Source organism: Streptomyces sp. NPDC060002 (genome assembly GCF_042737245.1).
GTDB lineage: Bacteria > Actinomycetota > Actinomycetes > Streptomycetales > Streptomycetaceae > Streptomyces.
Genome location: NZ_JBHWUW010000024.1, coordinates 104,625 through 124,808, shown reverse-complemented (window position 1 = coordinate 124,808; position 20,184 = coordinate 104,625). Strand labels below are relative to the sequence as shown.

Genomic DNA, 20,184 nt, shown 5'->3' with positions numbered 1-20,184 from the left:
CCCCGCCGCCCCGCGGGGCGCGGGGGGGTGGCGCCGCCGGGCGCCCCGGGCGGCGGGTGCGGGCGGGCGGGGCCGTGCGGCCCGGCACGCGCGCCTCTAATGAAGGCCGACCGGAGCCAGGCCGCGAAAGGACGGAGACCCATGCACGAGATGTCCGTCGCGCTGGCCGTCGTCGACCAGGTGGCAGAGGCCGCCGAGCGGGCCGGCGACGTCACGTCGGTGCGGTCGGTACGGCTCCAGGTCGGCGAACTGGCCGGCGTCGTACCCGATTCGCTCGCCTTCTGCTTCGAACTGGTCTGCGCCGGAACCCTGCTGGAAGGCGCCGAACTGGTCACCGAGGCGGTGCCGGGGCGGGCCCGCTGCACCCCCTGCGCCCACGAGTGGGCCGTCGGCATGCCACCCCGGCTGACCTGCCCCGCGTGCGGCGGAACGACCACCGATCTGCTCGCGGGCCGGGAACTGCGGATCGCCGCCGTGCAGTGGGAGACCGGCGACCCCACGCCCACCCGCGAACCGATCTCCGAGGAGTGCTGAACCATGTGTCGTGTCGTCGACCTGCGGCAGGCCGTGCTTGCGAAGAACGACGCGAGCGCCCACACGCTGCGCACCCGCCTCGCGGCGCACGGCACCACGGTCGTCAACCTGCTGTCCAGTCCGGGCAGCGGCAAGACCGCCCTGCTGGAGAGCGAACTGCTGCGGGCACGGGAGCGTTCCGTGCCCGTCGCGGCGCTGACGGCCGATCTCGCCACCGAGAACGACGCGATCCGGCTGGCACGGTCGGGCGCCCCGGTCAAGCAGGTGCTCACCGACGGGCTGTGCCATCTGGAGGCGGGCATGCTCGCCGGGCACCTGGACGGGTGGCTGCCCGACGGCACCCGGCTGCTGTTCGTGGAGAACGTCGGCAACCTGGTCTGCCCCGCCGGCTACGACCTGGGGGAGACCCTGAGGGTCGTCCTCGCCTCGGTGACGGAGGGCGAGGACAAGCCGCTCAAGTACCCCACCGCGTTCGGCCTCGCCCACCTGGTCGTCGTCACCAAGACCGACCTCGCGGACGCCGTGGAGTTCGACGAGATCGCCTTCCGCGCCAACGTCCAGCAGGTCAACCCGGGCGTCGAGGTGGTCCTGACCTCGGCCCGCCGCGGGAAGGGGGTGGGCACGCTGCTCGACCGGGCGCTCGCCGCCGCGGAGGGCGCGCCGCTGCACGCGCCGGTGATGGCCGGCCGGCCGGACCTCGGGCACGGCCACACCCACCCGCACACCCACGCGCAGGCCCACGTGCACACCGATCCGCACACCCATGCCGACGAGACCGACGCAGGCGACCTGGCGCCCACCCCCTCGTGAGCGCTCCGCCGCCGTCGGCCGTGCTCGCCGGCGAACTGCCGCTGCGCCGCCGCGTCACCGTGCGGGGAGTGGTGCAGGGCGTGGGCTTCCGGCCCTACCTGTACGGCCTCGCCACCGAACTCGCCCTGGCCGGCCATGTGACCAACACCCCGGAGGGCGTCGTCGTGGAGGTCGAGGGCACCGCCTCGGCCGTGGCCCGGTTCTGCGACCGGATCGCCGTCCAGGCACCCCCGCTGGCCCGCGTCGAGTCCGTCCACCACCGGGAGGTGCCGCCCGTCGGCGGCACCGCGTTCACCATCCTCACCTCCCGCAACGGCGGGCCGGCCCGCACCCTGGTCTCCCCGGACTCCGCGACCTGCGCCGACTGCCTCGCCGAACTGGCCGACCCGGCGGACCGGCGGTACCGCCACCCGTTCGTCAACTGCACGCACTGCGGCCCGCGCTTCACGATCGTCACCGGCGTGCCGTACGACCGGGCCCACACCACCATGGCCGGCTTCGCCCTGTGCCCCGACTGCGCCCGGGAGTACGCGGATCCGGCCGACCGCCGTTTCCACGCGCAGCCGGTCGCCTGCCCGGCCTGCGGGCCGCGGCTGCGCCTGCTGGTCCCGCCGTCCGACGAGCGCACGGGGGCGGACCCGGTCACCGAGGCGCGCGCACTGCTGTCGGGTGGCGCGATCCTCGCCGTGAAGGGACTGGGCGGCTACCACCTGGCCTGCGACGCCACGAACGAGGAGGCGGTCGCCCGCCTGCGCCGGCGCAAGGCACGGGGGGACAAGCCGTTCGCCGTCATGGCCCGGAGCACGGCCGACGTCGAGCACCTCGTGCGGCTGGGCCCCGAGGAGCGGAACCTGCTCGAGGACGGTGTCCGGCCCGTCGTGCTGCTGCGCCGACGCCCGGACCCGGTGTACGCGGCGGGGGCCCCGCGCCCCGCCGAGGCCGTCGCGCCCGGCAGCCCCGACCTCGGTGTGCTGCTGCCGTACACGCCGCTGCACCACCTGCTGCTAGGCCTGCCCGGCGACCCGGACGGCCCCCGGCTGCTCGTCATGACCAGCGGCAACGTGTCCGGTGAGCCGATCGTCACCGACGACACCGAGGCACTGGAGCGGCTCGCACCGCTGGCCGACGCCTGGCTCACGCACGACCGGCCGATCCACGTCCCCTGCGACGACTCCGTGGTCCGCGTCTGCGACGGGGAGCCGCTGGTGATCCGCCGCTCCCGCGGCTACGCCCCGCTGCCGGTCGCCCTCCCGCTGCCCGTCCGCCCCGCCCTCGCCGTCGGCGGCGACCTGAAGAACGCCTTCTGCCTGGGGACGGGCCGGCGCGCCTGGCTGTCCGCGCACATCGGCGACATGGACGACCTCGGAACCCAGCGGGCCTTCGAGAGCGCGGTGGCGCAACTCCAGTCCATCACCGGCGTACGGCCCGGCACGCTGGTGGCCGACCGGCATCCCGGATACCGCTCCGCCCGGTGGGCCGACCGCGACGCGGCGGCACGGCCCGTCGTGCGCGTCCAGCACCATCACGCGCACGTCGCCGCCGCGATGGCCGAGCACGGGCTGGACGGCACCCGGCCGGTGATCGGCGTCGCCTTCGACGGCACCGGCCACGGCGACGACGGAGCGGTGTGGGGCGGGGAGTTCCTGCTCTCGGACTACGACGGCTTCAGCCGGTTCGGGCACCTCGCGTACGTCCCGCTGCCCGGTGGCGACGCCGCGGTGCGCAGGCCGTACCGCATGGCGCTGGCCCATCTGAGGGCGGCCGGGATCGACTGGTCCGGCGACCTCGCCTGCACGGCCGCCTGCCCGCCCGACGAACTCCGGCTGCTGGAACGGCAGTTGGAGCGTGGCCTGCACTGCGTCCCCACCTCCAGCATGGGGCGGCTCTTCGACGCGGTGTCCTCCCTTGCCGGGGTGTGCCACCACGCCGGATACGAGGCACAGGCCGCCGTGGAGCTGGAGGGAGCGGCGCTCGGCGCGCCCACCGGCGACCGGGACGCGTACACCTTCGGCCTCACCGCATCCGAAGACGCGCACAACGGGGACGACCCGGTGCGAGCCGATCCCGCGCCCGTCCTCGCAGCGATCGTCGCCGACCTGCGGGCCGGCGTCGGACCCGCGCTGGTCGCGGCCCGCTTCCACCGGGCGGTGACCGGCCTGGTGCACCGGATCTGCGCGCGGGCCCGAGAGCGGCACGGCCTGGACACGGTCGCCCTGACGGGAGGCGTGTTCGTCAACACGCTCCTCTCCTCGGCCTGTGCCGCCACTCTGCGCGAGGACGGCTTCACGGTCCTGCGGCACCGGCTGGTGCCGCCGGGCGACGGCGGCCTGGCACTGGGCCAGCTGATGGTGGCCGCCCGGACCACACCCACCGACTGAGCAAGGCGCGACCCACAGCGAGGAGAGGCTCATGTGCCTGGCGGTACCCGGCAGAGTGCTGGACATCGAGGACCGGGACGGCACCCGGATGGCCACGGTCGACTTCGGCGGCGTGGTCAAGGAGGTGTGCCTGGAGTACCTGCCCGACCTCCAGGTCGGCGAGTACGCCATCGTCCACGTCGGCTTCGCCCTGCAACGGCTGGACGAGGAGTCGGCACGGCAGACGCTCGAACTCTTCGCCGAACTCGGCATGTTGCAGGAGGAGTTCGGCGACGCCTGGGAGATGGCGGCGGCGGAGGCGGGCGCGGACCCGGTGGAAGAGGTGCACAACCAGTGAAGTACATCGACGAGTTCCAGGATCCGGAGCTGGCCCGTCGGCTCCTCGACGACATCCATGCCACGGTGACCAGACCCTGGGCGCTGATGGAGGTCTGCGGAGGCCAGACGCACAGCATCATCCGGCACGGCATCGACCAACTCCTGCCGGAGGAGGTGGAGTTGATCCACGGCCCGGGCTGCCCCGTGTGCGTGACCCCGCTGGAGGTCATCGACAAGGCTCTGGAGATCGCCTCCCGGCCGGAGGTGATCTTCTGCTCCTTCGGAGACATGCTGCGGGTGCCGGGCACCGGACGTGACCTGTTCCAGGTCCGCGGGGAGGGCGGCGACGTGCGGGTCGTCTACTCGCCGCTCGACGCGCTGCGGATCGCGCAGCAGAACCCCGACCGCGAGGTGGTGTTCTTCGGCATCGGCTTCGAGACGACGGCACCCCCCAACGCCATGACGGTCCACCAGGCCCGCAAGCTGGGCATCCCGAACTTCAGCATGCTGGTGTCCCATGTCCGGGTGCCACCGGCCATCGAGGCGATCATGTCGTCGCCGAGCTGCCGGGTGCAGGGCTTCCTCGCGGCCGGGCACGTGTGCAGCGTGATGGGCGTGGAGGAGTACCCGGAACTGGCGGAGCGCTTCCGCGTTCCGATCGTCGTCACGGGTTTCGAGCCGCTGGACATCCTCGAAGGCGTGCGCCGGGCCGTCCGTCAGCTGGAACGCGGCGAGCACACCGTCGACAACGCCTACGCCCGTGCCGTCCGCCCGGAGGGCAACCCGGCCGCCCGGGCCATGCTGGAGGACGTCTTCGAGGTCACCGACCGGGCCTGGCGCGGCATCGGCGTGATCCCCGGCAGCGGCTGGCGGCTGTCGTCGAAGTACCGCGACCACGACGCCGAGCACCGCTTCCCGGTCGACGGGATCCGGACGGAGGAGCCGGCCGAGTGCCGCAGCGGCGAGGTCCTGCAAGGGCTGCTCAAGCCGCACGAGTGCGAGGCCTTCGGCACCCTGTGCACCCCCCGCACCCCGCTGGGCGCCACCATGGTCTCCACCGAGGGGGCCTGTGCCGCGTACTACCTCTACCGGCGGCTGGACATGCCCGCCGCCAAGACCCGGGAGGCGACCCCCGTTGTCTGACATCACCGATCTGCCCGCCCCCGCCTCGTCCGCTCCCGCCTCGTCCGCCCGCGCGCCCGACGTCGAGGGCTGGACCTGTCCGGCTCCGCTGCGCGACCGGCCCCGGGTCGTCATGGGGCACGGTGGCGGGGGAGTCCTCACCGCCGAACTGCTCGAGCAGATCTTCGCGCCCGCCTTCGGGGGCGAGGTGCTCTCGCAGTTGGGCGACTCCGCCGTCCTGTCCCTGGGCGGGGCCCGGCTGGCGTTCTCCACCGACTCCTACGTGGTGCGGCCGCTGTTCTTCCCCGGCGGCAGCATCGGCGACCTGGCGGTCAACGGGACCGTCAACGACCTCGCCATGAGCGGCGCCCGCGCCGCCTACCTCTCCTGCGGATTCATCCTGGAGGAGGGCGTCGAGCTGGACGTGGTCCGGCGGGTTTCCGAGGCGCTGGGCGCGGCCGCGCGCACCGCCGGGGTGGAGGTGGCCACCGGGGACACCAAGGTGGTGGAGGCCGGACACGGCGACGGGATCTACCTCAACACCGCGGGCATCGGCCTCGTCCCCGCGGGCGTCGACCTGCGGCCGCAGCGGGTCGTCCCCGGTGACGTGGTGATCGTCAGTGGCGCCATCGGTGTCCACGGGGTGGCGATCATGAGTGTGCGCGAGGGCCTGGAGTTCGGGGTCGAGATCAAGAGCGACTGCGCGGCGCTCGGCGGCCTGGTCGACGCCATGCTCGCCGTCACCCCGGATCTGCACGTGCTGCGCGATCCCACCAGGGGCGGTCTGGCGGCCGCGCTCAACGAGATCGCGGCGGCCTCCGGCGCGGGGGTGGTCATCCGGGAACGCGACGTCCCGGTCCCGTCGGCCGTGGCCAACGCCTGCGCCATCCTGGGCCTGGACCCCATGTACATCGCCAACGAGGGCAAGCTGGTGGCCTTCGTCCCGCGCGAGCACGCGGACGCCGTCCTCGAGGCGATGCGGGTCCATCCGCTGGGCGCGGACTCCGTGATCATCGGCGAGGCCGTCGAGGCGCATCCCGGGATGGTCGTGGCCAGGACCGGGCTGGGCGGCACCCGGGTGGTCGATCTGCCGATCGGGGAGCAGCTGCCGCGGATCTGCTGACGAGGATCCCGCGCGAAGGAGCCGGCCGTCCACGCACCGAGCGGGCAGTCAGCCCGATCGGCGTCCGGACGGCGGGTCCTGCGGGTCCACGCCGGTGGTGGCGGAGGCGTCCCTGGTGCCGCTGGGACGCTGGGAGCGGCCCCTGCGGCCGGTGTCCCGCCGGCCCTTCTCGTCCGTGTCGGCGTACTCCTCGCCGCGTTTGCTGCGGCTCTCGACCGTGTCACCCGGAACGGACTTCGTCTCCTCCGCGGACCTGGTCCGTCCCCGGCCCTTCTCGTCGGCGTACTCGGCGGTGTGGAAGGAGCGGTGGGAGCTGGGGTTGTCCTGCTGACGTGTCTCGTCCACATCGGGCGACCAGCCGTGCTGCCCGGCGCCCTCGTGCCGGCTCGGCCCCTTCCCGTGCGGTGGTTCGGACGAACGTGGCTTCTTCGTCATGGTCCGACCTGCCTGTTCCTGGTGGGTGGAGGGCGCCGTGCGAGCGCCGCCGTGCTCACTGAATTATCCCCTCTTGTCATATTTCGGGCACGCGGTGGGCCCATGAAATCCATCGGTTCAGGCAGAACGGCATCGAACGGCGCCATGACGCTCGACGGCCGGCGGCCCACGCTCGCCCTGGTCCCGCAGATGGATGAGGTCCATCTGCACCGCCCGCAGTCGCCGCGCCGCTCGGGCGTATGGAATCCGGCGTCGTGGCGGACCGGCTGAGCCGTGGACCGGGCACCCTTGATCGATTTGAGTTTAGGTTAGGCTAACCTTCGTTGCGTGAGATCTGGTGAGGAAGCAGCCGGCACCCCGCGGCTACGCGGTCATGAACTGTCGGCCACGGGCGTGACCGTCTCGTACGACGGCGTCGACGTCGTGCACGACGCCTCGGTCGCGCTCCGGCCCGGCGAGGTGACCGCACTGGTCGGCCCCAACGGCAGCGGCAAGTCGACGCTCCTGCGGACCATCGCCCGCCTGCAGACGCCCCGCCACGCCGCGCTCAGGATCGACGCCGACACCGACGGCCTCACCCTGACCGCCCGTGAGTTCGCACGGCACGTGGCCCTGTTGACCCAGGGCCGCCCCACACCCAGCGGACTGACCGTGCGGGACGTCGTCGAGTTCGGCCGCTACCCGTACCGGGGCCGCTTCGGCAGGCCCGATCCGGACGCGTCGGCCGCGGTCGACCGGGCGCTCGCGCTGACCGGTGTCACGGACCTCGCCGAGCGGGGCGCCGATCACCTGTCCGGCGGGCAGCTGCAACGGGTGTGGCTCGCCGGCTGCCTCGCCCAGGAGACCGGCGTACTGCTGCTGGACGAGCCGACGACCTATCTCGACCTGCGCTACCAGATCGAACTCCTCGACCTCATCCGCGACCTGGCGGACGACCACGGGATCGCCGTCGGCGTCGTCCTGCACGACCTCGACCAGGCGGCGGCCGTCGCGGACCGGATCACCCTGCTCGAAGCGGGCCGGATCGTCGCCGACGGCCTGCCCGAGGACGTCCTCACACCGGAACGCCTGACGGCTGTCTACGGCATCCGGATCGACGTCGACACCGACCCCCTGACCGGCCGACTGCGCACTCGCCCGATCGGCCGCCACCACACGCGACACACTCGAACCGAAAGGCTCGGCACCACCTCATGAGACGCCACCTGCTCACCGCGGCCACCACCACCGCCGCGGCGCTCGCCCTCGCCGCCTGCGGCACCACCGAGCCTGCCGCCGACAGCTCCGCGAAGCCCTCCCAGGCCATCAGCCTCACCGACGCCACCGGCGCGAAGATCAAGCTGGACGGTCCGGCCACCAAGGTCGTCGCCACCGAGTGGAACGTCGTCGAGAGCCTCGTCACGCTCGGCGTGGACCCCGTCGGCGTCGCCGATGTCAAGGGCTACAAGACCTGGGACACCGCCGTCCCGCTGAAGAACGAGCCGAAGGACATCGGCACGCGCGGCGAGCCGAGCATGGACACCATCGCCTCGCTCGCACCCGACCTCATCGTGGCCACCACCGATCTGACCCCCGCCGCCGTGAAGCAACTGCGCAAGGTCGCCCCGGTGCTGGAGGTGACGTCCGCCGACGGCTCCGACCAGATCGGGCAGATGCTGGAGAACCTCGACCTCATCGCCAAGGCCACCGGCACCACCGCCAAGGCCGAGACGGCCCGCAAGGGCTTCGAGGCCAAGGTCGCCGAGGGCGAGAAGGCCCTCGCCGGCGCCGGTCTCGCCGGCGTCCAGTACGCCTTCGCAGACGGCTACGTCGCCTCCAACCAGGTCTCCCTGCGCCCGTACACCAGCGGTTCGCTCATCGGGGCCGTCAACGAGGCGATCGGCCTGAAGAACGCCTGGACGGTCAAGGGCGACGCGGCCTACGGCCTCGGGACCACCGACGTCGAAGGCCTCACCGCCCTCCCGAAGGACGTGCGGTTCGCCTACATAGGCAACGACGACGACGCGAGCAGCACGCCCTTCACCGGTGCGCTGGCGAAGAACGCCGTGTGGACGTCCCTGCCGTTCGTGAAGGCCGGCGAGGTGCACCGACTGCCCGACGGCATCTGGATGTTCGGCGGTCCCGACTCGATGGAGGCGTACATCGACGCCGTCGTCGACGCGCTGACGAAGTAGCGCCGGCCATGGCCGTCACCGCAACGCCCCCCGCGCTCCGTCCGCCGGCGGCCGCGTCCCGGACGGGCGCGGCCGCGGTGACGGCCGCGCTCGTCCTCCTGGTCGCGGCCCTCGCCGTCGTCGACATGACCCAGGGCACCGCCGCCGTCGGACCGGCCGAGGTGTTCAAGGCCCTGACCGGGGGGTCCGATCCGGCCGACGCCTCCGTCGTGATCGCCTCCCGGCTGCCGCGGATGACCGCCGGCATCATGGTCGGCGTCATCCTCGGCGTGGCCGGCGCCGTGCTCCAGGCCGTCAGCCGCAATGTGCTCGCCTCTCCCGACACCCTCGCGGTGAACGCCGGTTCGTATCTGGCGCTCGGGCTGGTCGGCGTCACCGGCGTCTCGCTGCCGATGATCGCCTCCTCCGGGGTCGCCTTCGCCGGCGGACTCCTCGCCGCGACCGTCGTGCTCGCCCTGTCCGGCCTCGGCACGGGCACCGTACGGCTGGTCCTCGCCGGCACCGCGCTGGCGCTCGGGCTGAGTTCCGTGACGGAAGGCCTGCTCCTGCTGTTCCCCCAGGAGACCGAGGGCCTCTACCAGTGGAACCAGGGCAGCATCAGCCAGAACGGCTTCGACGGCGTCCTGCAGATGCTGCCCGTCGTCCTGGCCGGGCTCGTCGGCCTGCTGCTGACCGCCCGTCGGGTCGACGCGCTGGCCCTGGGTGACGACGCGGCGCGCGGGCTGGGCGTCCCGGTGCGTGCCACCCGCGTGACGGTGGTCGTCCTGGCGACGCTGCTGTCCGCGGCGGCCGTCACCCTCGCCGGGCCCATCGGATTCGTCGGCCTGTGCGCCCCGGCCCTGGTGCGACCGCTCGCCCGTCGGTACCGGGGCTTCGCCCGGGCCCGTACGACGCTGCCCGCGGCCGGCCTGGTCGGCGCGGGGCTGGTCCTCGGGGCGGACGTGCTGCTGCGCGTCCTCGTTCCCCCCGACACGGCGGTCGCCGTCCCCACCGGTGTCGTCACCAGCCTCGTCGGTGCCGTGTTCCTGGTGGTGATGGCCCTGCGGCTGCGGGACACGGCCGGGGCGGACGCGCCGGACCGGTTGCGCATCCCCAGCCGGACGGCGTTCCTGGCCACGGTGGCCGTTCTCGTCGTCGCGGTCGTCGGTGTGACGACCGCCGGCGTGCTGCTCGGCGACAGCAAGCTCCTGCTCGGCGATGTCGCGAACTGGGCGCAGGGGCGGGCCGGCCGGGCGGTGTCCTTCGTCCTCGACACCCGGGTGCCCCGCGTTCTCGCGGCCCTGTGCGCGGGCGCGGCGCTCGCCCTGGCCGGCACGCTGGTGCAGGCCGTGACCCGCAACCCGCTCGCGGAGCCGGGCGTCCTGGGCGTGTCCGGCGGCGCCGCGCTGGGCGCCGTACTCCTCGTCACCACCTCGCCCGTCGCCGGGACCTGGGGCATCTCGGGCGCCGCGTTCGCGGGCGCCGCGGTGACCTCCGTCCTCGTCTTCGGGCTCGCCGCCCGGGGCGGCTACCAGCAGAACCGGCTGGTCCTCGTCGGCATCGGCACGGCCGCCGGTACCACGGCCCTGATCAGCCTGCTCATCGTGCTCACCGACCCGTTCAACGCGACGAAGGCGCTGACCTGGCTGTCCGGTTCGACGTACGGCCGGACGACGCCGGACGTCCTGCCCGTCGCGCTCGTGCTGGCGGTGGGCCTCGGCGTCGCGGTCGCCCGGCGCACCGAGCTGGACCTCGTCTCGCTGGACCCGGACACGCCCCGGCTGCTCGGCCTGCGACTGTCCCGGGCCCGGCTCGGGTTCCTGGTGGTGAGCGTGCTGCTCAGCGCGACGGCCGTCGCCTCGGCCGGCACCATCGGTTTCGTGGGCCTGGTCGCGCCGCACGCGGCACGTGCCCTCGTGGGCCGACGGCACGTCCGGGTGGTGCCGGTCGCCGTCCTGCTCGGCGCCGCCCTGGTCTGCACGGCCGACCTGCTGGGCCGCACCGTCATCGCCCCCGCGCAGCTGGGCGCCGGCCTGATGACGGCGGTGATCGGTACGCCGTACTTCCTGTACCTGCTGGTGCGCGGTCGGCGGTAGCCCCCGCCTGCCCGGCCGGGGCGGCGCGGGCAGGGCGGCGGGTGGTTCAGGCCCTGAGGCGCTCGGGACGGGCGACGGCGGCGATGGTGGTGCCGGTACGACGGGCGGCCGCGGTCGTCGACGACGTGGCGTCGGGGCGGCGCGCCGAACCCCGCGACGACAGCAGTCCTGGCGCTCCGGCCCTCGGGGTCGAACCTCGTGGTGTTCACGGCCCGGTCGGGGGCATCCGGTGAGCAACGTCAACGAACGAGCCGACACACCGAAGGGACGGACCCCTTGCTCGCCATCATCTCGGCAGTGCTGTTCTTCATCGCCTTCCTGATCAACGCGGCGGAGATCTCCACCAACGACACCTTCACCTCCACCAACCTCATGCTTCTCGGCCTGACCGTGCTCGCCCTGCACGTCGCGGGCATCGGCAGCGGCTGGTCGGTGCGCGGCCGCCGGCGCTGAGCGCGCCGGGCGGAAACCGGCCCGTACTCGCGGACAGCCGCCACCACAAGGGAAGATGGAAGGCGCAAGCCATGATCGACCGATGTGGAGGAGCGGGCACATGCAGCACGAGCGAGCGGGCACGAAGGCCGGTCCCGAGGATCTCGTCGACGTCGCCCGGCTGGTCACGGCGTACTACGCGCTGCACCCGGACCCCGCCGATCCGGGGCAGCGCGTGGCGTTCGGCACCTCGGGGCACCGGGGGTCCTCGCTGAACACGGCGTTCAACGAGGACCACATCGCCGCGACCAGCCAGGCCATCTGCGAGTACCGGGCCGCCCAGGGCACCGACGGGCCCCTCTTCCTCGGCGCCGACAGCCACGCCCTGTCCGAGCCCGCCCGGGTCACCGCCCTGGAGGTGTTCGCGGCCAACGGAGTGACGGTGCTCATCGACGGCGCCGACGGCTACACGCCGACGCCCGCCGTCTCGCACGCGATCCTCACCCACAACCGCGGCCGCACCGGCGCCTTCGCCGACGGCGTGGTCGTCACCCCGTCGCACAACCCGCCCGCCGACGGCGGCTTCAAGTACAACCCGCCGAGCGGCGGCCCCGCCGGCTCCGACGCCACCTCCTGGATCCAGGACCGGGCCAACGAGATCATCGCCGCCGGCCTGAAGGACGTACGGCGCGTCCCCTACACCCGGGCCCTCGCCGCGCCCACGACCGGCCGGTACGACTTCCTCGGCACCTATGTCGCCGACCTCCCGAGCGTCCTCGATCTGGACGCGATCCGTTCCGCTGGCATCCGCATCGGCGCCGATCCGCTGGGCGGCGCGTCCGTCGCCTACTGGGGCCGGATCGCCGAAGAGCACCGGCTCGACCTGACCGTCGTGAACCCGCTCACCGACCCGACCTGGCGTTTCATGACGCTCGACTGGGACGGCAAGATCCGCATGGACTGCTCGTCGCCGTACGCGATGGCCTCGCTGATCGACCAGCGCGACCGCTTCCGGATCGCGACCGGCAACGACGCCGACGCCGACCGGCACGGCATCGTCACTCCGGACGCCGGCCTGATGAACCCCAACCACTACCTGGCCGCCGCCATCGCCTACCTCTACGCGCACCGTGAGCAGTGGCCGGCCGACGCGGGGATCGGCAAGACGCTCGTGTCGTCCTCGATGATCGACCGGGTCGCCGCCGACCTCGGACGCCGCCTCGTGGAGGTGCCTGTCGGCTTCAAGTGGTTCGTGGACGGCCTGGTCGACGGCTCGCTCGGCTTCGGCGGGGAGGAGTCGGCAGGCGCCTCCTTCCTGCGCCGCGACGGCTCCGTCTGGACCACGGACAAGGACGGCATCATCCTGGCGCTGCTCGCCTCCGAGAGCACGGCGGTCACCGGGAAGACCCCGTCCGAGCACTACGCCGTCCTGACGGACCGCTTCGGCTCGCCCGCCTACGCGCGCATCGACGCCCCGGCCACCCGGGAGGAGAAGGCGCTCCTCGGCAAGCTCTCGCCCGCGCAGGTCACCGCCGACACCTTGGCCGGGGAGCCGGTCACCGGCGTGCTCACCGAGGCCCCGGGCAATGGCGCGTCGATCGGCGGCATCAAGGTCACCACCGCCAACGCCTGGTTCGCGGCCCGCCCCTCGGGCACCGAGGACGTCTACAAGATCTACGGCGAGTCCTTCCTCGGCCCCGACCACCTCCGCCGGGTCCAGGAGGAGGCCAAGGACGTGGTCGACGCCGCACTGGGCGGCTGAGCCGCCCGGGGCGAACAGGCATCCATGTGACGCGCGCCACACCCATGCTCCGGAACCCGGTCGGCGGCCGCTCCGACTACTGAAGCGGTACGGCGCGATCCCGGCGACGTCGTACGACGTGACCTGGAGACGCGGCTGATGGACGTATCCCGGAATTCCGCCTTGTCCGGCGTGGGCGCGGCCTTACGGAGGGCGGGCCCCCCACCCGCCCTCTGCGGCTTCCTCCTGCTCATGGCGCTGATCTTCTCGGTGTCCTACGCCGTCGGCGCCGCCTCCGGCCCCGTGGCGCCCGGCATGCACGGACCCGGGACGAACAGCGACGGTGGCGGCGGCGGGGGAGTGGAAGACGTCGACGACATGGGTGACATGGGCGGCATGGCCGACATGCAGGGGGGCGGCCACGGATGAGCACGGAACCGGTGACCGCTCCGGTCACCACCGATCTGACCGTCGGCGGCATGACCTGCGCGGCCTGCGTGACCCGGGTCGAGAAGAAGCTCGGCAAGCTGGACGGCGTCACGGCGACCGTCAATCTGGCCACCGGGCGGGCTCGAGTGAGCCACCCGGCGGACATCGGCCCGGACGAACTCGTCGCGACCGTCGAGCGGGCCGGCTACACGGCCGCCCTGCCCGAGCCGCCCAGGAGCAAGGAGCCCACGGACGGCGGCGACGCGTCCGAGGGGACCCGGCGGGAGCGGCACCGACTGGTCGTCACCGCCCTGCTCGCGCTCCCCGTGCTCGTCCTGTCCATGGCTCCCGGCCTCCAGTTCCGCAACTGGCAGTGGCTGTGCTTCGTGCTGGCCGCACCGGTCGCCGTATGGAGCGCCCGGCCCTTCCACGAGCGTGCCGCACGAGGACTGCGGCACTCCGCCGCGACCATGGACACGCTGGTGTCGCTGGGCGTGGTCGCGTCCTTCCTCTGGTCGGCGTACGCGCTGTTCCTCGGGGGCGCCGGCGACCCCGGCATGCGGATGCCGTTCACGCTCGTGCCGACCGCCTCGGACGGCGTCGCGCACATCTATCTCGAAGCGGCCGTCGGGGTACCGCTGTTCGTGCTGGCCGGACGGTTCCTGGAGGCGCGGGCCCGGCACGGAACCGGGGCGGCGCTGCGCTCGCTGGCCCGGCTCGCCGCGAAGGAGGTGTCCGTCCGCGACGCCGACGGGGGCGAACGGCTGGTTCCCATCGAAGAGTTGATGGTCGGTCAGCTCTTCATCGTGCGGCCGGGGGAGCGGGCGGCCACCGACGGCGCGGTGGTGGAGGGCAGTTCGGCCGTCGACCTGTCCCTCGTGACCGGCGAGAGCGAGCCCGTCGAGGTGGGACCGGGATCCGCGGTGGTCGGCGGCGCCGTGAACGCCGGCGGGCTGCTGCTCGTACGGGCCGAGGCCGTCGGGTCCGACACCCAACTCGCCCGGATCACCCGGCTGGTGACCGAGGCGCAGGCCGGGAAGGCGCGGGCGCAACGGCTGGCCGACTCGGTGGCCGGGGTCTTCGTGCCCGTCGTGCTGGCGCTGGCCGTCACCGCCCTGGGGTTCTGGCTGGGCGCCGGGGCCGATCCCCAGGCGGCGATCACCGCGTCCGTGGCCGTCCTGGTCGTGGCCTGCCCGTGCGCGCTGGGCCTCGCGACCCCGACCGCGCTGATGGCCGCGACCGGCCGGGGCGCCGAGCTGGGAATCCTGGTCACCGGTCCGCAGGCGTTGGAGGGGCTTCAGCACCTCGACGTCGTCGTCCTGGACAAGACCGGCACGCTGACCTCCGGACACATGAGCGTCGCCCGGGTCACCGCGGTACCGGACGGCCTCGGCCGCGACACGGCACTGCGGCTGGCGGGAGCCGTCGAGCAGGGCTCGGAGCATCCGCTCGGCCGCGCCCTCTGCGCGTACGCCCGACGCGAGTCGGACGAGCGGCGGCTGCCCAGGGTGAGCGAGTTCGGCGCGCTGCCGGGGCGGGGAGTGCGCGGCCGGGTCGAGGGGCGGTTCGTCGAAGTCCTCGCGCCGGACGAGGAGTTGCAGGGCGCCCTCCGGGACGCCCTGGCGGCGGCCGAATCCGCCGCTCGTACGCCCGTACTGGTCCGGGTGGACGGCAGGGCCGAGGCCCTGATCGAGGTCGGGGACGTCGTACGCCCCGGAAGTCATCACGCGGTGGACCGGCTGCGGCGGCTCGGTGTGCGCCCCGTACTCGCCACCGGCGACCGGGAGGCGCCCGCGCGTGCCGTCGCCCTGGCGCTCGGCATCGAGGAGGTGCATGCCCGCCGCAGTCCCGAGGACAAGGCGGCCCTCGTGCGCGAGTTGAAGGAACAGGGCTACCGGGTCGCGGTCGTCGGGGACGGGGTGAACGACGCCGCCGCACTGGCCGGCGCGGATCTCGGGATCGCCATGGGCAGCGGCACGGACGTGGCCATCGGAGCGGCCGACGTCACCCTCGTCCGCGGCGACATCGAGGCTCTGGCGGACGCGGTCCGGCTCGCCCGGCGCACGCTGGGCACGATCCGCGTCAACCTGGTGTGGGCCTTCGGCTACAACGTCGTCACCGTCCCGCCGGCCATGGTCGGCCTGCTCAACCCGATGGTCGCCGCGGCGGCCATGTCGGCGAGCTCGGTGCTGGTCGTCGCCAACAGCCTGCGGCTGCGCGCCTGGCAGCCCTCGCGCTCGCGGGTGGCGGCGCGAAGGGGCACCCGATGACCGAACAAGGAAGGTGGCGGCCCTCGCGCCGCCGGCTCACCGACACGCTGCTCGCCGCGCTCGCGCCCGTCGCCGTGTGCGGCCTCGCCCTCGGCGGACTGAGCACGTGGACCGCCTACGGCAACGCCGGCAGCCCGGCCCGGATCAAGGTCACCGACGGCAAGGTGTTCCTGCCTTCCGCCGGCGTCTTGGAAACGGCCGCGTTCTTCCGGGTCACCAACAGCGGGGGCTCGGCGGACCGGCTGCTGAAGGTGACCACCGCCGAGGCCGGCGCAGGCTCGCCCCGCCTCAGCCGGCACCTCATGACCGGCACCAACTCGGCCTCCGCGCGGCCGGTCGGCTCCGTCACCGTCCCGGCCGGCGAGAGCCTCGACATGTCACCGAACGGCCTCGACGTGATACTCCCGGCGAAGCAGGGCTGGCGGTCCGGCGACCTCGTCGCGTTCACCCTGCACTTCGAACACGGCGGGGCGGTCCGCACGCTCGCGGTGGTGGTCCGGCCGGGCCAGGACACCACCTGACCCGGCCGGGGAAATCGATCCGGAATCCCGGGAACTCGGGGACGCCCATGGCCGACTACTGATTCGGGACGACCGTCCCGAAAGGAGGGGGCAGGAATTCGCCAGGCGTAATCCCTGGTTTTCGACCTGGTATTCCCTGTCCGACAGTTTCCGGCTGTCGGTCCGTCATGCTGCCCAGAAATTTCGGAAACGGCGACGACACGGAAATACGGACTGCGGGAAAACAGCCATTCCCAATCCGGATTCCGACTGCTACGGTGACGGAAATCGATCGACCGGCCGGAATTCCGGTCCAAGGAATTCCGAATACTGTGATTCTGAGGGGGGTGATGGATGATGTCCCTGTTCGTTCTGGCGTTGGGGCAGCTCGTCATCTCGCTCGACTACAACATCGTGTACGTCGCCCTGCCGGACATCGGCGCGGGCCTCGGGTTCTCCGACCACGACCTCCAGTGGGTGGTCAGCGCCTATGTCGTGGCCACCGGAGGCTTCCTGCTCCTGGGCGGCCGGGCCGCCGATCTGCTGGGCCGGCGCCGGATGTTCGTCCTCGCGGCACTGCTGTACGCGGCTTCCTCCCTGGTGGGCGGCCTGTCGGAGACATCGGGGGTCCTGGTCGCCGTCAGGGCGGTCCAGGGCATCGGCGGTTCCCTGCTGTTCCCGGCGACGCTGTCCCTGATCAACACCCTGTACGCGGAAGGGCCCGAGCGGAACCGGGCCCTCGCGGTGTGGGGCGCCGCCGGAGCCGCCGGGCTCTGCTTCGGGTCCCTGCTCGGCGGGGTGCTGGTGCAGGCGTTCGGCTGGCCCTCGGTGTTCTTCGTCAACGTGCCCGTCGCGGCCGCCCTCGCGGTGGCCGGCCGGCTGCTCTTCCCTCCGGACGCGCCGTGGGACCGCTCGCGGCGCTTCGACGTGGCGGGCGCGCTGACCGCGACGGGCGGGGTCACGCTCCTGGTGTTCCTGCTGGTGCGGGCCCCGGCGAAGGGCTGGCACTCGCCCACGGCGCTGACCTGCGTGACGCTCTCGGCCGTCCTGCTGACGCTGTTCGCCGTCGTGGAGCGGCGATCGCGTGAACCGCTCGTCCCGGCACGGCTGTTCGCCCATCGCGGGCTGTCGGTCGCCATGGCGGTGACAGCCCTGTTCAGCGCCACGTTCAGCTCGGTGCCGTACTTCCTCACCCTGTACTTCCAGACCGTCTACGGCTACAGCGCCGTCGCGACCGGCCTCGCCTTCCTCGTGCCCGCCCTGGTGATCGCCGCAGGCACGCAGGCCGGTGGACGGGCCGTGGCCGCCTTCGGCGTGCACCGTGTGCTGGTGGGCGGCATGGCGCTGGGGGCGGTCGGCGCGGCGGCACTCGGCCTGGGGCTCACCTCGGACGGCTCGTATCCACGACTGCTGCCCGGGATCGTGCTGCTCGGGCTGGGGCAGGGTGCCGCGTGGACGGCGATGTGGATCGCCGCGTCCGCCGGAGTGGCCGCCGGCGACCAGGGCGTCGCCTCCGGACTGGCGTCGACCACCCTCCAGGTGGGCGGCGCGGTGGGCCTCGCCGGCCTGGTCGCGCTCGCCGGAGGCGTCGGGCAGAGCGCTTCGGGCCCCGGGCTCCTGGACGGCATCCGGACCGCCGTGTTCGCGACGGCGGGAGCCATCGCCCTCGGCGCCGTCGCACTGCTCGCCCTCCGCGGGAGCGCCGTGACCGCCGGCCCCGCCGAAGCCCTCGCGGAGGGCGGCGATCCCGACGGGGCCGGCCGGCTCGGCGGCAGCGCCGACGACACCCGGGCCCCCGGCAGCGCGAGTCCCTAGGCACCCGCTCCCGACCCCTCTGTCCGACCCACCTCCCGACCCGCACCCCCGACCCGCCCCGCTGTCTCACCTCCACCCGCCGCCTCCGTCTCACCGCTGACCCACCTCCTTTCCCCTTCCCCGGGCCGTCCGGCCCGCCCTCCGTCATGCCAGGAGCAGACCCATGTCCGTCGAACCGTCCGGTCCGGCGACCGGCTTCTGCTCACCGCCTTCGGAGGCGGCCTCACCTGGGGTTCCTGCCTCCTGACCTGGCCCGCGCTCCACCGACAAGAACGGACGACGCCATGAGCACCACCTACGAGCAGCTCGTCGACATCCTCACGGGACTCCACGACGCCCCCGCCGACCGCATCCGCCCCGGGGCGACCCTCGGCGAACTGGGCGTCGACTCACTGACCACGGTCGAGATCAGCATCCGCATCGAGCGCGACCTCGGCGTGACGGTCGGCGAGGACGAACTCGGACCCGAGCTCACCCTCGGCGACATCGCCGGACTCGTGGACGCCCGCCAGACGGCCGCCTGAACCCCGATCGTCTGAATCCACGACCACCTGAGCCCACGACCACCTGAGCCCACGGCGGCCCGAACCCACGTCCGCCCGAACCCATGGAAGGAAGCACCGGTATGCAGATCGAGGAACAGCCCGGCGACGCGATCGGCGCCACGGTCGAGGGCTTCGACCACACCACCGCCTCGGACACCGACATCGAGGCGCTCAAGAGCACCGTCTACACCAGGAAGATCGTCGTCCTGAAGGGGCAGGACCTCTCCCCGCGGGAGTTCCTCGCGCTCGGCAGGCGGCTGGGCCGCCCCGAGACCTACTACGAGCCGATGTACAGGCACCCGGAGGTCCCGGAGATATTCGTCTCCTCCAACGTGCCGGAGAACGGCAGGCAGATCGGCGTGCCGAAGACCGGCAAGTTCTGGCACGCCGACTACCAGTTCATGCCGGACCCCTTCGGCCTCACCCTGATCCACCCCCAGGTCGTGCCGGAGAAGAACCGCGGGACGTACTTCATCGACATGGGACGGGCCTACGAGGCACTGCCCGAAGAGCTGAGGAAGGAGATCGCCGGAACGTACTGCACCCACTCGGTGCGCAAGTACTTCAAGATCCGGCCGCACGACGTCTACCGTCCGCTCTCCGAGATCATCGACGAGGTCGAGCGCAAGACCCCTGCCGTCGTCCAGCCGACGACCTTCACCCACCCGATGACCGGCGAGACGGTTCTCTACGTCAGCGAGGGCTTCACCGTCGGCATCCAGGACGGGGACGGCAACCCGCTCGACGAGGAGCTGCTCAAGCGGCTGTTCGAGGCGACCGGCCAGCTCGACGAGACCTTCGCGCACGACGGCATCCACCTCCAGGGCTTCGAGCGGGGCGACCTCCTGATCTGGGACAACCGCAGCCTCGTCCACCGCGCCCGGCACACGAGCACGCCGGAGCCCACCGTCTCCTACCGGGTCACCGTGCACGACGAACGCCGGCTGCACGACGGGATCAAGGCGGTATGACGGACGAAGCCCTGCTGGCGCAAGTGCTGACGCCGTACAAGGACCACTGCAGGTACCTGCGCTCGGCCGTCGTGACGGAGATCGACGGGCGCGCCACGGCCCGCTGCGAGTTCGCGATCCCCGAGTCCTGCTACATCGACGACACCGGCCATCTGAATTCCGTCGAGGTGAACATCTGCTTCAACCAGATGATGTATTTCCTCGTCGCCAAGTGCGTGCAGGAAGGACTGGGAGCGGGATTCGAGTCCTGGACGCTGGACGACTTCTTCGAGCGCCAGCTCCCGGACATTCTCATCGCCCGGTTCGCCGCCAATTTCCGGCGCCCGATCGATTCCCGGGCGTTCTCGGGGGAGATGGAATTCCGTTCCGTCACCCGGCGCGTCCCGGCGGCCGGTCTCCCGTTCCTCCACGCCGAGACCGCCTACCGCTACCGGGACGCCGGCTCGGGCCGGTGCGACGGCGTGGCGACCCTGGCCTTCGTCAACCTCCCCTGACCCGAGGCGAGAGAAGAA

At 72.7% G+C, this 20,184-nt stretch carries 20 protein-coding genes and 1 pseudogene; 20 read left to right on the top strand and 1 reads right to left on the bottom strand.

From position 1 onward, the window contains the following. Nucleotides 1-141 precede the first annotated feature (141 nt). The 6 genes from hypA to hypE are packed head-to-tail and all read left to right on the top strand — an operon-like array spanning nt 142 to nt 6,285. Entirely contained in the window at nt 142-534 is a 393-nt protein-coding gene (gene hypA / locus ACFWBD_RS22075; protein WP_385669202.1) for a hydrogenase maturation nickel metallochaperone HypA, read from the top strand. A 3-nt stretch (nt 535-537) separates the two neighbouring features. Beyond that, nucleotides 538-1,344 carry a hydrogenase nickel incorporation protein HypB gene (hypB, locus tag ACFWBD_RS22070; protein ID WP_385669199.1) on the top strand — a complete coding sequence of 269 codons (807 nt, stop codon included), beginning with the start codon at nt 538-540 and terminating at the stop codon, nt 1,342-1,344. Then, a complete protein-coding gene (hypF, locus tag ACFWBD_RS22065; RefSeq protein WP_385669196.1) occupies nt 1,341-3,722 on the top strand; it encodes a carbamoyltransferase HypF in 2,382 nt (793 codons plus the stop codon). Before hypB ends, hypF begins: the two co-directional genes overlap by 4 nt. Nucleotides 3,723-3,753: 31 nt before the next feature. After that, on the top strand, nt 3,754-4,059 hold the full coding sequence (locus ACFWBD_RS22060; RefSeq protein WP_385669193.1) for a HypC/HybG/HupF family hydrogenase formation chaperone: 306 nt from the start codon (nt 3,754-3,756) through the stop codon (nt 4,057-4,059). Continuing rightward, nucleotides 4,056-5,183, top strand: coding sequence for a hydrogenase formation protein HypD (gene hypD, locus ACFWBD_RS22055; protein ID WP_385669190.1), 1,128 nt, complete (start codon nt 4,056-4,058; stop codon nt 5,181-5,183). Before ACFWBD_RS22060 ends, hypD begins: the two co-directional genes overlap by 4 nt. Further along, nucleotides 5,176-6,285 (top strand): hydrogenase expression/formation protein HypE, encoded by a 1,110-nt coding sequence (gene hypE, locus ACFWBD_RS22050; protein WP_385669187.1) that lies wholly within the window; start codon nt 5,176-5,178, stop codon nt 6,283-6,285. Before hypD ends, hypE begins: the two co-directional genes overlap by 8 nt. Nucleotides 6,286-6,333: 48 nt before the next feature. Here the strand turns inward: hypE and ACFWBD_RS22045 are convergent, their stop codons facing one another. After that, on the bottom strand, nt 6,334-6,720 hold the full coding sequence (locus tag ACFWBD_RS22045) for a hypothetical protein (RefSeq protein WP_385669183.1): 387 nt from the start codon (nt 6,718-6,720) through the stop codon (nt 6,334-6,336). A gap of 102 nt (nt 6,721-6,822) precedes the next feature. Between ACFWBD_RS22045 and ACFWBD_RS22040 the strand changes: the two genes are divergently transcribed. From ACFWBD_RS22040 to ACFWBD_RS21975, 14 genes and pseudogenes are all read left to right on the top strand, one after another. Continuing rightward, nucleotides 6,823-6,990, top strand: coding sequence for a hypothetical protein (locus ACFWBD_RS22040; protein WP_385669180.1), 168 nt, complete (start codon nt 6,823-6,825; stop codon nt 6,988-6,990). A gap of 57 nt (nt 6,991-7,047) precedes the next feature. Then, nucleotides 7,048-7,917 (top strand): ABC transporter ATP-binding protein, encoded by an 870-nt coding sequence (locus ACFWBD_RS22035; RefSeq protein ID WP_385669177.1) that lies wholly within the window; start codon nt 7,048-7,050, stop codon nt 7,915-7,917. Next, entirely contained in the window at nt 7,914-8,894 is a 981-nt protein-coding gene (locus ACFWBD_RS22030; RefSeq protein WP_385669174.1) for an ABC transporter substrate-binding protein, read from the top strand. Before ACFWBD_RS22035 ends, ACFWBD_RS22030 begins: the two co-directional genes overlap by 4 nt. Nucleotides 8,895-8,902: 8 nt before the next feature. Beyond that, on the top strand, nt 8,903-10,969 hold the full coding sequence (locus ACFWBD_RS22025) for an iron ABC transporter permease (RefSeq protein WP_385669171.1): 2,067 nt from the start codon (nt 8,903-8,905) through the stop codon (nt 10,967-10,969). A gap of 276 nt (nt 10,970-11,245) precedes the next feature. Further along, a complete protein-coding gene (locus ACFWBD_RS22020; RefSeq protein WP_020126694.1) occupies nt 11,246-11,422 on the top strand; it encodes a hypothetical protein in 177 nt (58 codons plus the stop codon). 100 nt (nt 11,423-11,522) lie between these two features. Further along, entirely contained in the window at nt 11,523-13,163 is a 1,641-nt protein-coding gene (gene pgm, locus ACFWBD_RS22015; protein ID WP_385669168.1) for a phosphoglucomutase (alpha-D-glucose-1,6-bisphosphate-dependent), read from the top strand. Nucleotides 13,164-13,301: 138 nt separating this feature from the next. Then, nucleotides 13,302-13,571, top strand: a complete 270-nt coding sequence (locus ACFWBD_RS22010) for a hypothetical protein (RefSeq protein ID WP_385669165.1) — start codon at nt 13,302-13,304, stop codon at nt 13,569-13,571. Further along, complete coding sequence (locus ACFWBD_RS22005; RefSeq protein ID WP_385669162.1) at nt 13,568-15,841, top strand: heavy metal translocating P-type ATPase; 2,274 nt, start codon at nt 13,568-13,570, stop codon at nt 15,839-15,841. The genes ACFWBD_RS22010 and ACFWBD_RS22005 overlap by 4 nt, the downstream gene beginning before the upstream one ends. After that, complete coding sequence (locus ACFWBD_RS22000; protein WP_385669159.1) at nt 15,838-16,362, top strand: copper chaperone PCu(A)C; 525 nt, start codon at nt 15,838-15,840, stop codon at nt 16,360-16,362. The genes ACFWBD_RS22005 and ACFWBD_RS22000 overlap by 4 nt, the downstream gene beginning before the upstream one ends. Nucleotides 16,363-16,698: 336 nt before the next feature. Beyond that, nucleotides 16,699-18,156: an MFS transporter gene (locus tag ACFWBD_RS21995; RefSeq protein WP_385669156.1), complete on the top strand. Its 1,458-nt coding sequence runs from the start codon at nt 16,699-16,701 to the stop codon at nt 18,154-18,156. A gap of 168 nt (nt 18,157-18,324) precedes the next feature. Then, nucleotides 18,325-18,444: pseudogene (locus ACFWBD_RS21990) on the top strand (3-oxoacyl-[acyl-carrier-protein] synthase III C-terminal domain-containing protein); the annotation flags it as partial. Then, a complete protein-coding gene (locus ACFWBD_RS21985; protein ID WP_385669154.1) occupies nt 18,441-18,680 on the top strand; it encodes an acyl carrier protein in 240 nt (79 codons plus the stop codon). The pseudogene ACFWBD_RS21990 and the gene ACFWBD_RS21985, both read left to right, overlap by 4 nt. 101 nt (nt 18,681-18,781) lie before the next feature. Continuing rightward, a complete protein-coding gene (locus ACFWBD_RS21980) occupies nt 18,782-19,672 on the top strand; it encodes a TauD/TfdA dioxygenase family protein (protein WP_385669151.1) in 891 nt (296 codons plus the stop codon). Beyond that, entirely contained in the window at nt 19,669-20,166 is a 498-nt protein-coding gene (locus ACFWBD_RS21975) for an FcoT family thioesterase (protein WP_385669148.1), read from the top strand. Before ACFWBD_RS21980 ends, ACFWBD_RS21975 begins: the two co-directional genes overlap by 4 nt. Nucleotides 20,167-20,184 lie beyond the last annotated feature (18 nt).

What these genes read in the sequence shown, in the direction of transcription:
- ACFWBD_RS22010 (WP_385669165.1), top strand. Translation starts at nt 13,302, where the DNA reads ATGGACGTATCCCGGAATTCCGCCTTGTCCGGCGTGGGCGCGGCCTTA.
- ACFWBD_RS22060 (WP_385669193.1), top strand. Translation starts at nt 3,754, where the DNA reads ATGTGCCTGGCGGTACCCGGCAGAGTGCTGGACATCGAGGACCGGGAC.
- ACFWBD_RS22045 (WP_385669183.1), bottom strand. Translation starts at nt 6,720, where the DNA reads ATGACGAAGAAGCCACGTTCGTCCGAACCACCGCACGGGAAGGGGCCG.
- ACFWBD_RS21995 (WP_385669156.1), top strand. Translation starts at nt 16,699, where the DNA reads ATGTCCCTGTTCGTTCTGGCGTTGGGGCAGCTCGTCATCTCGCTCGAC.
- pgm (WP_385669168.1), top strand. Translation starts at nt 11,523, where the DNA reads ATGCAGCACGAGCGAGCGGGCACGAAGGCCGGTCCCGAGGATCTCGTC.
- ACFWBD_RS21985 (WP_385669154.1), top strand. Translation starts at nt 18,441, where the DNA reads ATGAGCACCACCTACGAGCAGCTCGTCGACATCCTCACGGGACTCCAC.
- hypA (WP_385669202.1), top strand. Translation starts at nt 142, where the DNA reads ATGCACGAGATGTCCGTCGCGCTGGCCGTCGTCGACCAGGTGGCAGAG.
- ACFWBD_RS22005 (WP_385669162.1), top strand. Translation starts at nt 13,568, where the DNA reads ATGAGCACGGAACCGGTGACCGCTCCGGTCACCACCGATCTGACCGTC.
- hypB (WP_385669199.1), top strand. Translation starts at nt 538, where the DNA reads ATGTGTCGTGTCGTCGACCTGCGGCAGGCCGTGCTTGCGAAGAACGAC.
- ACFWBD_RS22040 (WP_385669180.1), top strand. Translation starts at nt 6,823, where the DNA reads ATGAAATCCATCGGTTCAGGCAGAACGGCATCGAACGGCGCCATGACG.
- ACFWBD_RS21980 (WP_385669151.1), top strand. Translation starts at nt 18,782, where the DNA reads ATGCAGATCGAGGAACAGCCCGGCGACGCGATCGGCGCCACGGTCGAG.
- ACFWBD_RS22025 (WP_385669171.1), top strand. Translation starts at nt 8,903, where the DNA reads ATGGCCGTCACCGCAACGCCCCCCGCGCTCCGTCCGCCGGCGGCCGCG.
- ACFWBD_RS21975 (WP_385669148.1), top strand. Translation starts at nt 19,669, where the DNA reads ATGACGGACGAAGCCCTGCTGGCGCAAGTGCTGACGCCGTACAAGGAC.
- ACFWBD_RS22000 (WP_385669159.1), top strand. Translation starts at nt 15,838, where the DNA reads ATGACCGAACAAGGAAGGTGGCGGCCCTCGCGCCGCCGGCTCACCGAC.
- ACFWBD_RS22030 (WP_385669174.1), top strand. Translation starts at nt 7,914, where the DNA reads ATGAGACGCCACCTGCTCACCGCGGCCACCACCACCGCCGCGGCGCTC.